The sequence below is a fragment of the Shewanella sp. SR44-3 genome (genome assembly GCF_014163735.1).
Classification (GTDB): domain Bacteria; phylum Pseudomonadota; class Gammaproteobacteria; order Enterobacterales; family Shewanellaceae; genus Shewanella.
The window spans coordinates 99530-113795 of record NZ_JACJDV010000001.1 but is presented as its reverse complement, the minus strand read 5'-3'; the positions used below and the strand labels follow the sequence as shown (position 1 = coordinate 113795).

Here is a 14266-nt window from a genome sequence, read left to right as displayed (position 1 = left end):
GATTTAAGGCCTTAGCTTGGTATCAAAAATGTGTGGCAAAGTGTAAGCGCACAATTTTATGGCCAAACGTTAACAATTTCGGTTCTCAAGGAAGCAGAGTATGAATGGCAATGTAAGATATATCAGCAACTTAACTAGGGATACCTATGCGATTATTCTAGCGGGTGGGCGCGGGTCTCGTTTGTTTGAATTAACAGATTGGCGCGCAAAACCTGCATTGTATTTTGGGGGTAAATTTAGGATCATAGATTTTCCCTTATCTAACTGCATTAACTCAGGCATTCGCCGAGTGGGCGTGGTGACTCAATATAAGTCGCATTCACTCATTCGTCATATTACCCGTGGTTGGGGCCACTTTAAAAAGGAGCTTGGCGAGTCGGTGGAAATTTTGCCCGCCTCGCAGCAAACCTCCGGCAATTGGTATGAAGGCACCGCAGACGCTGTGTTTCAAAATATCGATATTATTCGCCATGAATTACCAAAGTACGTGATGATTTTATCTGGCGATCATGTTTATCGCATGGATTACGCCGGCCTGTTGGCGGCCCATGCCGAATCAGGCGCGGATATGACAGTATGCGGTTTAGAGGTTGATATTGCAGAAGCGGCGGGGGCCTTTGGGGTAATGGAAGTGGATGAGAGTAATCGCATCATAGGCTTTGAAGAGAAACCAGCATCGCCCAAGCCACTGCCAAACGATCCTGAGCGCTGCTTTGCGTCCATGGGGAATTATGTTTTCAATACCAAGTTCTTGTTCGAGCAACTCAAAAAAGATGCTAAAAATGAGCATTCAGATCGAGATTTTGGCAAAGATATCATCCCCAACATTATTGACCAGCATAAAGTGTTCGCTTTTCCCTTTAGAAGTGAAATTGAAGCAGAGCCGGCTTATTGGCGAGATGTGGGTACTTTAGACTCTTTCTTTCAAGCCAATATGGAGCTATTGAGTCCCATCCCAGCATTGAATTTATACGATGCCAAATGGCCCATTTGGACTTATCAAGAACAATTACCGCCAGCCAAGTTTGTCTTCGATGATGACGATAGGCGCGGTATGGCAGTGGATTCCATCGTGTCTGGTGGGTGCATTATTTCCGGTGCAACGGTGAGACGCAGTGTATTATTTGATGAAGTACGGGTTTGTTCCTACTCCACAGTGGAAGATTCGGTGATCTTACCCGACGTGGTGGTGCTTAAACATTGTCTGATCAAGAATGCCATTCTAGACAGGGGCTGCATTATTCCTGAAGGGACGGAAATTGGGGTAAATCGCAAGCATGATCTGGCCCGAGGTTTTAGGGTGTCAGAAAAAGGCATTACCTTAGTCACCCGAAAAATGCTGGGTTTAGCCGTGGGTTATGAGTAAAGGAGTCATGCTTAGAATGAAGCAAGTATTGATGGTTGCTGCGGAAAATGGCGCCTTTAAAGGCGCTAAAGTGGGCGGTATGGCGGATGTTATCCGTGATTTACCTCAAGCGTTGCTGAGCCAAGATGTGCGGGTTCATGTGGCTATGCCAAGCTATGGTTTTTTGGCAGCCCAAGAACATGGCGAAAAACTCAACGCGTTTTCCCTTGAATTTGCTGGTGGTCAGCAACAGGTAAGTGTCTACCGTGTGAATGCCGCTTCAAAGGAGGTCGGTGAAGGCAGATCTAAGGTAAATCAGACTAAAACTTATCTGTTTGATCATCCCTTGTTTAATGATGGCGGGCAAATATACAGCCATGGGGATGCGAGTCGCCCCTTTGCTGCAGATGCCAGCAAATTTGCCTTTTTCTCCCTCTGCGTCGCAAAGGCCCTGGTACTTGAGATTATTCCAAGGCCTGATGTGCTGCACCTTCATGACTGGCATGCAGGTACCTTAGCCCTGCTTCGCCACTACGTTAATGAGTTTTCTTCCCTTAAATCTTTACCCTGTGTTTACAGTATCCATAACTTAGGCATTCAAGGTCTTCGTCCTTTATCTGGAGATCAATCGTCTTTATTTCACTGGTTTTCCCACTATGGCGATGAGATAAAGCAGCAAGGCTTGAGTGAGGTTATCGATCCAACACACAGCCAATGTTATAACCCGATGCGGGCGGGGATAGTGCTCAGTGACAAGGTGCATCTTGTTTCACCCAGTTATGCAAAAGAGGTGCTTTTGCCATCCGCGCCCGAAAAAGGCAGCTATTGCGGCGAAGGGTTAGAGCAGGATTTACAGTTAAAGCAGCAAAATGGTCAGGTATTTGGCATTCTTAATGGCTGCTTTTATGATGAGAACCAAGATCTTGCTCCCACCCCTTGGGTTGAACAGGCAGAGGCGACGCTGTTATCTTGGCAGGGACTTGGGCAACATCAAGTAGACCATCAATATGTCAGATCTGTCGATCAAATTGCGCTGCAGCGTATCAATCGACTCCTGTTTAGCAGCCATCACAGTGACTCCACTAATCAAACTAATCGAACAAATAGCACAAATGACACAAATGACACAATTAGCACAAAGGGTACTGACAAAAGGGCAGATAGCAGATTCTTACTCACTTCTGTGGGCAGGCTGACGGATCAAAAAGTGCTCATTCTAAGGCAGACAATACTAAGCCAAACAACAGATAAAACCGTCACAGTGCTAGAGGCCATATTACAGTGCCTTAAACGCCATCAGCCAAACGGGCTATTTGTTATGCTTGGCAGTGGTGATGTAAAAATAAGCCAAGAATTTCAGATGATTGCCAGTAGGTATGCTAATTTTATTTTCCTTAATGGCTATGATGAGCCGTTAGCGAATACCTTGTATCGACAGGGACATTTATTCTTGATGCCAAGCTCCTTTGAGCCTTGCGGGATAAGCCAGATGCTCGCCATGGCACAGGGGCAGCCTTGTCTGGTGCACAGTGTTGGCGGCCTTAAAGACACAGTGCAACACGGCGTCACGGGTTGGCATTTTTCAGGGGATGATCTTAAGGCTCAAGGTGAGCAATTAATCATGGCTTTAGATACCTTGCTCGATAGCAGTCAAAAAGAGGGTTATGGCAGTCAAGCGTGGAAGCGAGTGTGCGCCAATGCAAAAGAGCAGCGATTCGATTGGCCCAAGGTTGCCGAGCAATATTGCCAATCTTTATATAATCAATAAATGCCAAGGGCTGTGATAGCCCTTGGCATTAGATAAGCCCTTATAAAGCTTAGATCTGCAGCTCAAATTGCAAATAGAAGCGCCGTCCGGCTAAGTCGTAGGTGAACACGTCGGTATTGGCATCGTTCCATGAGGTCAGATAAGGCGCTTTGGTATCAAAGAGGTTATCAATCCCAAAGGCTGTGCTGAAATTATCAATAGGCGACCATTTCACGCTTACATCATGGTAGACAATACTGGGGACCGAGCGGCCGATAGGCAAACCGCCTTGTTGATCGTCAGCTTTACCTAAATAGCGCACATCCCAATTCCCTTGCCATTGCGCTGTCGCCATTTTAAGGCCTAGATTGGCTTTCCATTTAGCAAAACTGCCTCTGTCGGCGGTGATTTTGCCGAGTAATACTTCAGGCTCTGCATCGGGGAAGGCCTGGTTTTCATGGGTCAGTAATCGCGTCGCATCCAGATTAATGCCAAAGACTATGCCTGCAAGCTCAGCGTTATAACTGATATTGCTATCAATACCGGCAACTTGTTCCAGTGCAGCATTCAGTGGCTGCTTGGATAAACTCACTATCTGATGAGTAATGGGGTTACGGCTAAACCCTTGGCAAAAGTCTTTATAAAGCTGAGGATCTGTATAGCACAGCCTTAGCTGGTTTGAGCCATCAACTGATGCAATGGCATTTTCCACTTCAATATCAAAGTAATCCACTGTCATGGAGAGGCCATCAATAACGCTTGGCTCGTACACTAGCCCTAAGGTGAGTGTGCTCGCTTTTTCGGGTTGCACATTGATATTGCCGCCAACGCCTGTAAGCACGGTAGAGCCGTCTTGACTAAAGCCTAGGGGGACATTATCGGCTAAGCAATTGCTGGCAATCACTCCAGTTGCGCCATCGCAGGGATCCTTGGTGGGTAAGTTTTCTTGGTTGGTGCCGCCAAAGAGCTCTGGCACACTGGGGGCACGAAAGGCGGTGGATTTTACTGAGCGCAGCATCAATTCATCGTTAACTTGCCACACTAGGCCGAGTTTGTAAGTGGATTGTCCGCCAAAGCTTGAGTAGTCTGAATAGCGCCCTGCTAGGCTTAAATCCAGTTTTTTGATGAAGGCCAGATCGGCGAGCAGCGGAATGTTAAATTCAGCAAAGGCTTCAGAGACATCCACATCGCCATCAATGGCATCTTCAGCGCCGCTTTGTAGCACCACTGGGTCAGGATTGCGCCAGCCTTGCTCGTTTCTGCGCTCAATGCCAAAGGCGCTACTTAGGCTGCCAGCGGGTAAGTCTATGATGTCACCGCTTACGCTTAAGTTGGCGCTGGATAATTGATTGCCACCAGTGCCTAAGCGAGAATAGGTTACATAATCAATGACTTCTGGGCTCAGTTCATAGGCGCCAAAGAAGTCACCACAAGGGATTGCGGCGCCAGGCGTGGTTGAGCACTGACTCATGTCTAAGGTTTGCGCCACTTTTTTATGGTCAATGTCTGATGACCAGCCATCTTTGGCGGTATTACGGCCAACACTGTAGCTCACGTCCCACTGCCAATTATCAGAAAGCTGCCCTTTAAGGCCCACTAAAGCTTGAGTAATGTCCACATCTTGAAAGAAGTGCGGCGTATCTACTTCAATGAGTCGGCGATTTTTAAGGGTTAAATCTTGCCCTGTGGGGTTATAGATAAAGTCTTTACTCACAGGGGTCGCTTTAAGGCTTCTGGGAGTAATAATTTGATTGGATTGACGCTGGCTGTGGAGTAGGTCGGTGTAAAGGCTTAATCTCGAGTTAATTTCATATTCAAAGGATGCCGATACATTCAAGCGCTCCATAGGGCTTTGGGCATTAAGGTAGTTAAACCAGTTTAAGCCGTGTTTGTTGCTGTCGTAAGCTTCAAAGAAATCGCCGTTGCCGCCTTTTTGTTGGTTAAATTGCAGCTCTGTCCCGTCACTTAAGTGAGCACGGCCGCCTATGGTGCTTGAGCTGCCAATGCAATTTAAGCCTGTTGTGGTTTCTTTTAATGGGCAAGGGCTGCGAGAAGATTGCACTATGGCGCCAGTTTCTATGTAGCTTAAATTGATAACGCCGGTAAGCTTGTCTTGATTAATGCCAGCGCTAACGTTGATTTGCTTCTCTTTACCGTCGCCTTTGCTGGTTTGACCGTATTTGCCTGAAACCTTAACGCCTTCCTGGCTGCGCTTAGTGATGATGTTAATCACCCCAGCAATGGCATCGGCGCCATAAATCGCAGACGCGCCGTCTTTAAGCACATCGATGCGCTCAATCATGCCAACGGGGATCATGTTCAGATCCACAGAGGCATTAGCCCCTGTGCCGCCATTGACCACCCGTTTGCCGTTAAGCAGCACTAAGGTGCGATTAATGCCAAGCCCACGCAGGTTAATTTGCGCTGTGCCGTAGCCGTTACTGGTCCAGTAGGCGTTGGTGGCATTGCCAGCAGGCCCTGCGGCCGCGCTAATTTCTTGAAGCAAATTCTCAAGATTTACATGGCCGCTTTGAACAATCTGCTCATGAGTTATCACTGTTACAGGGCTTGCAGTTTCAAGATCGGCCCGCTGAATGTGTGAACCTGTAACGCTAATGCGCTCCATCTGCGCGGCATTTACTGCTGTGCTTAATACACTTAATCCTGAGCTTATGGCTGTGATGAGCCCGATGGTAACTAGGCTAAGTTTACTACGGGAAGCATAAGTAGGTTGGAGGCGAGTTGAACTGAGTGGGTTTATAGGTCTTACTGCTGACATGTTATCATTCTCCCTATTTATAATGCTGGGCATTATAAGGAGTTAATGGCGTAACAGTCGCAAGTGCGACAATATGCCGCACTTATATAAGGTATTGATTTAAAATGAATAACACGAAACAAGTATTTTAAAGCATTGTTTATATGCGCGGGATCACTCAATGCAATATTAGATTGTGCAAATATTGGCCAGCATGGTTATTTAAAGCGCCAACATTAAGAACTTCTCAATGTGCAGAAACACTACGCCAGTCTCTATTGCGGTGATTGCTGTAACATTGATCCTACTGGCAGCTTGTTATCTGGGCTTAATACAGGCAAAGCCTGCATACGATTTACTAAAACCAGTGATTATTCGCCAAGGGGTAAACTTGGCTCAAGTCGAGGGCGGGATCAGTTGCCAGTAAATTGGCTAAGAACGGGCAGTATTTTACTCACCTTATCAAAGCTTTCTTGATATTCAGCGCCCGCTATTGAGTCTGCCACTATGCCGCCGCCAGCCCAGCAGTATAGTTGGTTGTCGGCGCTGCTGTTGATATCGGCTTTTTCAGCCACTAAAGTGCGTATTGTGATGCTGGTATCCATATTGCCATTTTGGCTGATGTAGCCAATGCTGCCGCAATAGAGGCTGCGCCTTGAGGGCTCAAGTTCTTCAATAATTTCCATGGCGCGAATTTTAGGTGCGCCAGTAATTGAGCCGCCAGGAAAGGCCGCGTGCAGCACATCTGTTGCTGTAAACTTAGGTTTTATCTTAGCTGTAACTGTGCTGACCAAATGGTGTACAGCAGGAAAGCTTTCAATAGCAAAAAGCTGAGGTACAGCAACTGTGCCCGCTTGGGCAACTTTACTGATATCGTTTCGCAGCAAATCCACTATCATGACGTTTTCAGCTCTGTCTTTTTCTGAGTCTTGTAGTCGCTTGGCATTGCGCTCATCCTCCAAAACTGTATTGCCCCTCGGCTGAGTGCCTTTTATGGGCTTGGTACTTAGCATGTCGCCATCGAGCTTGATAAAACGCTCGGGTGATATTGACAATAGGCTGTGGTTTTCTAAACGAATAAACGCCGAAAAAGGCGCGCTATTTGCCTTAGATAAGGCCTGATAAGCTTGCCATTCATCCCCTTTATAGCTGGCGCTAAACCTTTGGGTTAGGTTTATCTGGTAACAATCACCACTGAGTAAATACTGCTGCACTTTGGCAAATTTTTCATTGTATTGGGCTTGAGTTAGCTGGCATTGCCATTCAGAACTGAGCGAAAACCCTTGATTGTCGGGAGAGACGTTAGTGCTGTTGTCATTGATATTGATAGAGACATTGTTGCTGACGCTGCGACTGGGATGAATTTTTTGATGAAGATTTTCGATGGCTAAACTAAGGGCAGCCTCACCTAGGTAGTGTGCAGCAAACCATGCTTTGTCGTGATGTGAATAGACGAGGCAAAAGTCATAAAACCCGATATTCATTTCATTTAGGTGAATATCATTCATGGCAGTGCTGGGGAGTTTTTCAAGTTGACGCCCTAAATCATAGCTAAAGCTGCCTAGGGCACCGCCACTAAATGGCAGTTGTGAGTCAAACCCATGGGGGTAGAGTAATTGATTGAGCTGTTTTAAGAATTGAAGCGGCTGAACGTCAGTTTGTTGGTCGCTCATTTGCTGCTTTAATTCGTTATTAAGCACACAAAACCTTGAGGTTTTTCCTTGGGTCACTAAGGTGGCGATTGGGTCAAACACTATGATATCGAACTGGGCATCAACATGGCGCGAGGGAACACTGATTTGCGGGAGTTCGGTTTGCGTTAAATCATCCGTTTGCATCAAATCGGTTGGGACGCCAGAATCGAGCAGCATGGCCCAAGGCTGGTGGGAAACTAGGCTAAACAAGGCATGTGTGCTGATCTGCCAGTCTAATTTTTGTACTGCTAATTGAAGATTGCCCCGCATCTGCGTCTATTTATCCTATCTTAAAATGTGAAGTAGCCCCAAAAGTGCGGAAAGAGTATCATAATGACCTTGAAAGGATTAATAGCAATTTTGTTCAACTCTCTATAAAAACAATAAACTGTTAGGCCACAATGGCTGCTGGAGCGCCCCATTATGTCAGTTACAACACATTCTTCTACGTCTGCGGTGATCAAGCAGGCTGATTTTATTGCAAGTATTGAAGATGCTTTGCAATACATCTCTTATTACCACCCAAAAGATTTCGTCGATGCGATGACAGAGGCTTATGAGCGTGAAAAAAGTCCGGCTGCAAAAGATGCTATCGCGCAAATTTTAATAAATTCCCGCATGTCAGCTGAAGGCAAGCGTCCTTTATGCCAAGACACGGGTATTGTTACCACCTTTGTAAAAGTAGGCATGGCGGTTGTGTGGGATAAAACCGACATGACCATTCAAGAAATGGTCGATGAAGGGGTACGCCGCGCTTATTTAAACCCAGATAACCCGCTGCGTGCATCAATTGTTGCCGATCCTGCTGGTACCCGTAAAAATACCCGTGATAACACCCCGTCTGTGGTGCATATCGATATGGTTCAAGGCCATCACGTTGAAGTGCAAATTGCAGCCAAAGGCGGCGGCTCGGAAAACAAATCTAAGATGGCCATGTTAAACCCGTCTGATGATATCGCCGCTTGGGTTGAAAAGACCTTGCCGACCATGGGGGCAGGTTGGTGCCCACCTGGCATGCTGGGCATAGGCATTGGCGGCACGGCAGAAAAAGCGGCCGTTTTGGCAAAAGAGTCATTGATGGAAAGCATTGATATCCATGAGCTGATGGCTCGCGGCGCTGAAACCACAGAAGAAAAACTGCGTTTAGAAATCTTTGAGCGCGCCAATAACTTAGGCATAGGTGCGCAGGGCCTTGGCGGTTTGACCACTGTGCTTGACGTTAAAATTAAATCTGTGCCAACCCATGCTGCGTCAAAGCCTGTGGTGATGATCCCAAATTGCGCGGCAACCCGCCACGTGCATTTTCATCTAGATGGCACAGGGCCTGCTGATCTTGTGCCGCCATCATTGTCTGATTGGCCTGAAATCACCCGTGAAGCAGGGGAAAACACCCACAGAGTGAATTTAGACACAGTGACACAGGCTGAAATCGAAACTTGGAAAAGCGGCGATACCTTACTGCTAAACGGTAAAATGCTTACCGGGCGCGATGCGGCGCATAAGCGCATTCAAACCTTGCTGGAGTCCGGTGAAGGTCTACCTGAAGGCGTCGATTTTAAAGGTAAGTTTATCTATTACGTTGGCCCGGTTGATCCTGTGCGTGACGAAGTGGTTGGCCCAGCAGGCCCTACTACGGCAACCCGTATGGATAAATTTACCGACATGATGCTGGAACAAACTGGTTTGATGGGCATGATAGGTAAATCTGAGCGCGGCCCACAAACCGTAGCGTCTATCAAGAAGCACAAAGCTGTGTACTTGATGGCTGTTGGCGGCGCGGCGTATTTAGTGTCTAAAGCGATTAAGAAGTCTAAAGTGGTGGCCTTTGCTGATTTAGGCATGGAAGCCATTTATGAGTTTGATGTGCAAGACATGCCAGTGACAGTGGCTGTGGATTCAAATGGGGTCAATGCCCACGAAACGGGCCCAGCGGTATGGAAAGTGAATATCGCAAACAGCAAGCCTTAAGCCGTTAAATGGCCAAGCCATTAAATGATTAAGCGATAAAAATAACGCTCAAGTTACCGTTTATTACCTCTAGATGGTTGCTTGAGCGTTTTGTTTTGGCTAGTCTGCTTATAATTTTTTTGTGTTGGGCCAATTTTCCCAACTAATTGACAGAGAATGGATAACAATGAAAAAGACCTCTCTTTTACTCGCCTTGATGGCCTCAGGCATTTGTAGCTCAGTTCAAGCTGCCCAGCCGACAGCCTTTAACGTGCAGCAACTGGTTAATCTTAATAAGCTGCATTCAGCAGCGGTATCGCCTGATGGCACTAAGCTGGTTTATGGCGTAAAGATAAAAGACGCTAACAACGAAGCAAGCTCTGATCTTTATTTGCTGGATTTAAAAAACAAAAATGCCAAGCCGATGCAACTTACTAGCGCAGCAGGCACAGAGTCGGATGTAAGCTTTGCCCCCGATGGTCAGTCTATATACTTTATGGCGGCGCGCAGTGGTTCAAGTCAGTTGTATCACCTAGCCCTTAGCGGCGGCGAAGCCACTCAAGTAACAGACTTACCCCTTGATGTTAATGGCTACAAATTGTCACAAGATGGCAAGCAAGTGGTTATGACCATGCGGGTATTCCCTGAGTGTAATGACCTTAAGTGCTCAACAGATAAGTTCCAAGCTGAGAAAGACAAAAAGACCACAGGTCGTGAATACAAGCAGTTAATGGTGCGTCATTGGGATACTTGGGAAGATCATGCCCGTAATCATTTATTTGTCGCACCATTAAATGGCAACAAAATCACTACAGCGATTAACGTCACTCAAGGCCGCGACACAGAAACGCCGCCTAAACCTTTTTCTGGCATGGAAGAAGTGACTTTTACCCCAGATGGTCAGCACCTAGTCTATAGCGCTAAAGCGCCAAGCACAGATCAAGCTTGGACCACCAACTACGATTTGTGGCAAGTGAGCGTGAAGGGCGGCGAGACAACTAACCTGACCCCAAGCAACACAGCTTGGGATTCACAACCTGTGTTTTCTGCCGATGGCCGTTATTTAGCCTACCTAGCAATGAGCAAACCTGGCTTTGAAGCGGACCGCTACAGGATAATGCTTCGCGATAATGTTACCGGACAAGAAAAGGAAGTCGCGCCGCTGTGGGACAGAAGCCCAAGCTCGCTTAATTTTAGCAGCGATGGCCGCACGCTATATGTGACAGCTCAAGACGTTGGTCAAGTGTCAATTTTTGAAGTGAATACCCAATTTGGTGATGTGCGCCCAATTTACAATCAGGGCAGCAGTCACTTAGTGGCCGTTACCGCCAATGGACTTATTTTTGATAACGCGAGCTTAACCGAGCCTGGCGACATCTATAAAATCAGTTTAGAAGGTGAAGAGTTAACCCGTTTAACTGAAGTGAATAAAGACAAGCTTGCCAATATAAAGTTTGGTGAGTATCAGCAATTTAACTTCAAAGGCTGGAACGATGAAACCGTGCATGGCTACTGGATAAAACCTGCAAACTTTGAAGAAGGCAAAAAATATCCTATTGCTTATCTTGTTCATGGCGGCCCTCAGGGGTCATTTGGCAACAGCTTTAGCGGCCGCTGGAACGCACAGCTTTGGGCGGGCGCAGGATATGGCGTGGTCATGGTGGATTTCCATGGTTCAACCGGTTACGGTCAAGCCTTTACTGACTCTATTTCAAAAGATTGGGGCGGTAAGCCATTAGAAGATTTACAAAAAGGCTTAACAGCAGTGGCAGAGCAGCAGCCTTGGCTCGATGCCACCAATGCTTGCGCCCTTGGCGGCTCTTATGGCGGTTACATGATGAACTGGATCCAAGGTAACTGGAATACTGGCTTTAAGTGCCTAGTCAATCATGCGGGTCTATTTGACATGCGCTCCATGTACCATGTGACTGAAGAGTTATGGTTCCCTGAATATGAATTTGGCGGCAGCTACTCAGATAACAAAGCACTGTACGAGAAGTTTAATCCAGTGAACTATGTAGAAAACTGGCAAACCCCTATGCTGGTTATTCACGGTGAAAAAGATTTCCGTGTCCCTTACGGTCAAGGTCTAGCGGCGTTTAGTTACATGCAACGTAAAGGTATTCCGTCAGAGTTATTGATGTTTCCAGATGAAAATCATTGGATTTTAAATCAAGATAACCTGCAGCAATGGTACAAAAATGTACTGGGCTGGATGGATCGCTGGACAGCAAAATAATCTCGAACCTTGTACTAAAACCGTCAGTCTTGCTTGCATCTTAAAGGATGCAATGAAGCACACCAAGAGGAGGCCTTATGGCCTCTTTTTTTATGCAAGGATTTTTTATCAGCATCAACTCCATTTATTCATCTCTTAACCCGAGTTGAGGTTGGTGTGTTATCTCATTATGTTCGCTGAGTTAGCCTTACTGTTCGCTATGAGAGAGCGCTTGCGGGGGGGGGCTCATTAGCCATGGTGATTATTAGTTTTAAGCGGGCTAAAAAAAAACCTATGAATAGGTCGTTCATTATTCTAAGGTCTACAGGCTCGACTAAAATAAGTTTTTCTAATGTGATCTGTGCTAAAAAATGAAAAAATCTCATTTTTGCAAGCATTACACTTAAGCTAAAGTAGCGCGCCTAACAGCAGGGCACTTCTGCCTACTATTTAAAGAGGATATGTCATTGGACATAATGATTTACGTAAAGTTTTTCTTAGGCTTATTGGCGATTATTAACCCAATAGGGCTATTACCAGTGTTTGTGAGTCTTACCAGTCATCAAACTGAAGCCGAGCGCAATCATACTGGTAAAGTGGCAAACTTTGCCGTGGTGGTAATTTTATTGGTCACCATGCTAGCCGGTCAGCATATTCTTAATTTATTCAGTATTTCCTTGTCAGCGTTTCGCATCGCCGGTGGCACCTTGATTGCCATTATCGCCATGTCTATGCTGCAAGGTAAGCTCAGTGAAGTGAAGCGTAACCAAGAAGAAGACAGGGAATCGTCGGCGATGGAGTCAGTGGCTGTAGTCCCGCTTGCTTTGCCATTGATGGCAGGCCCAGGCGCTATCAGTTCTGTGATTGTATTCGCAGCTGGGCATAACAGCTTAGCCAATTTTTTCGGCATGTTTATCACTATCGTGTTACTGGGGCTGGTGAGTTTTGGCTTATTTAGAATGGCACCAGTGATATTTAAATACTTAGGTAAAACCGGAATTAACGTTATTACCCGTTTAATGGGACTACTCATGTTATCTCTTGGGATTGAAGTCATCGCCGCCGGAGTTAAAGGCTTGTTTCCCACCTTATTAGGCTAACGCTTGCCAAGGGCGAGTGCACAGTACGCCGATTTGTATCAAGGTTTGCACAGCAATTGTGCAAACGCTTGAATATAGGATTTTTTAGCTTGACCCTCCTAAGTGATTTGCGTAAAGTAGCGCCCGTTCAACAGGGTATTTGATGTATCAATACTCGGCTTGAAACAGAATTAAGGTGACGTGTCCGAGTGGCTGAAGGAGCACGCCTGGAAAGTGTGTATACGGCAACGTATCGAGAGTTCGAATCTCTCCGTCACCGCCACATTGTTGTAAAGCAAATAAAAAATGACGCCTAGCGCGTCATTTTTCATGGCTGAAATTTAGTGTTTATTGCTTATCTTTATTTTCCCGCGACTTTTTCATTGCACAGTTTGATAAATCCGAAAAATAAACATAGAAGTGCAGCACTCAAAAACACACTTGTACCGATAATATCCTGCTCTATAACGTTATAAATCAATCCTAAAGAAAGACTTCCTGATGCGATAAAATAATACTGAGATTTCTTGACGGTGTTAGTTTTCACTGCTGTTCCTTGGCTGTTTATGTCGCGATTGTATTATAAATTAATAACAATCTTATGTTTAATCAATCTTTTGCTTAATTTTTCTCTTGTGCTGATGGCATTTCAGCGTTGATCTCAGCAGCAATACGTTTGGCCCATGCGGTATAAATCTGTGCACCGGGGTGAAAGCCGTCTGTGGCCATCACTTGCGCCATAAAGGCTAACATGCTGCTATGTTGTTCGGGCTTTTCTAAGGGCAAATGGATCAGGCTAAACTGCGTATTATTTGTTGTCCCGTTAAACCTGTCTACTTGCAGCTGTAATTGCCGATTAAAGCGCTGCGCTTTTTTGCCCAAGCTCCAGCGCAGTGGATTAGGCAGTGCAGGGAACAACCCAAGTGGCGGCACAGCCGTGAGCAAAATGTGTTTTGGGCTATAACGCTGGGTTAATAGCATTATTAGCTGGGTTTGTTGCTCAAGCCATTTGTCGCAGCGAATGGGAGAGGTGACATCATTGACGCCAAGGGAGGTAATAATCACATCAAAATGTGGTTGACTCAGAATGGGGTGGGATGAGTGAATATTTTTCTCAAAGGTTTGCAAGGTGCTTGCGGTGGTTGCGCCAGTTTTAGCGAACAAGTTAAAGCTTAGGTCACCTAAAGGGGCTAATTGTTCAACCACCTGACCCAAGAGGGCTTGTTGTTGATGTAAAACGCCGACGCCTGCTGCTGCAGAGTCTCCTAAAATAAGCACACTTAGTGTGGGTGAAGCACCGGTTTGCCCCATACGCTCACCCTTAGGTTCAGCGAGCCTTGGGGTCTTGCGGTGAACGTGTAAGCCCTGGATCAGCAATAGCGGCGCGAGCATAATCGATATTCCTTGGTCTAGCATTGGTGCTCCTTAATAATTCATCATCCTAAGCGCTTGGTTTAGTGATTTTTTACTTGCCCTTA

General features: G+C 46.1%; 10 protein-coding genes and 1 tRNA gene. 7 read left to right on the top strand and 4 right to left on the bottom strand.

The annotated features are described in order from the left end of the window. Positions 1 to 100 precede the first annotated feature (100 nt). The gene (gene glgC / locus H5073_RS00520) at positions 101 to 1366 is read left to right on the top strand and encodes a glucose-1-phosphate adenylyltransferase (protein ID WP_182676160.1); all 1266 of its coding nucleotides are present in this window, start codon (positions 101 to 103) and stop codon (positions 1364 to 1366) included. Between the two features lie 16 nt (positions 1367 to 1382). Beyond that, positions 1383 to 3113, top strand: coding sequence for a glycogen synthase (locus H5073_RS00515; protein ID WP_259394761.1), 1731 nt, complete (start codon positions 1383 to 1385; stop codon positions 3111 to 3113). Positions 3114 to 3162: 49 nt separating this feature from the next. Here H5073_RS00515 and H5073_RS00510 read toward each other — a convergent pair whose 3' ends face one another. Next, positions 3163 to 5871, bottom strand: coding sequence for a TonB-dependent receptor (locus H5073_RS00510; RefSeq protein ID WP_182676159.1), 2709 nt, complete (start codon positions 5869 to 5871; stop codon positions 3163 to 3165). A 229-nt stretch (positions 5872 to 6100) separates the two neighbouring features. Between H5073_RS00510 and H5073_RS00505 the strand changes: the two genes are divergently transcribed. Next, positions 6101 to 6277, top strand: coding sequence for a hypothetical protein (locus tag H5073_RS00505; RefSeq protein WP_182676158.1), 177 nt, complete (start codon positions 6101 to 6103; stop codon positions 6275 to 6277). Here the strand turns inward: H5073_RS00505 and pabB are convergent. After that, a complete protein-coding gene (pabB, locus tag H5073_RS00500) occupies positions 6264 to 7814 on the bottom strand; it encodes an aminodeoxychorismate synthase component I (protein WP_182676157.1) in 1551 nt (516 codons plus the stop codon). The genes H5073_RS00505 and pabB overlap by 14 nt on opposite strands. 153 nt (positions 7815 to 7967) lie before the next feature. Here pabB and H5073_RS00495 point away from each other — a divergent pair, with 153 nt between their 5' ends. The 4 genes from H5073_RS00495 to H5073_RS00480 all read left to right on the top strand — a co-directional run bounded on the left by H5073_RS00495 (position 7968) and on the right by H5073_RS00480 (position 13071). Continuing rightward, the gene (locus H5073_RS00495) at positions 7968 to 9512 is read left to right on the top strand and encodes a fumarate hydratase (protein ID WP_182676156.1); all 1545 of its coding nucleotides are present in this window, start codon (positions 7968 to 7970) and stop codon (positions 9510 to 9512) included. 166 nt (positions 9513 to 9678) lie between these two features. Next, positions 9679 to 11730, top strand: a complete 2052-nt coding sequence (locus tag H5073_RS00490; RefSeq protein ID WP_182676155.1) for a S9 family peptidase — start codon at positions 9679 to 9681, stop codon at positions 11728 to 11730. A 440-nt stretch (positions 11731 to 12170) separates the two neighbouring features. After that, positions 12171 to 12809, top strand: a complete 639-nt coding sequence (locus H5073_RS00485) for a YchE family NAAT transporter (protein ID WP_404948366.1) — start codon at positions 12171 to 12173, stop codon at positions 12807 to 12809. A gap of 174 nt (positions 12810 to 12983) precedes the next feature. Beyond that, positions 12984 to 13071: transfer RNA gene (locus H5073_RS00480), tRNA-Ser, on the top strand. Between the two features lie 78 nt (positions 13072 to 13149). Here the strand turns inward: H5073_RS00480 and H5073_RS00475 are convergent. Then, positions 13150 to 13335 (bottom strand): hypothetical protein, encoded by a 186-nt coding sequence (locus H5073_RS00475; RefSeq protein ID WP_182676153.1) that lies wholly within the window; start codon positions 13333 to 13335, stop codon positions 13150 to 13152. A gap of 74 nt (positions 13336 to 13409) precedes the next feature. Beyond that, the gene (locus H5073_RS00470) at positions 13410 to 14204 is read right to left on the bottom strand and encodes an SGNH/GDSL hydrolase family protein (protein ID WP_182676152.1); all 795 of its coding nucleotides are present in this window, start codon (positions 14202 to 14204) and stop codon (positions 13410 to 13412) included. Positions 14205 to 14266 lie beyond the last annotated feature (62 nt).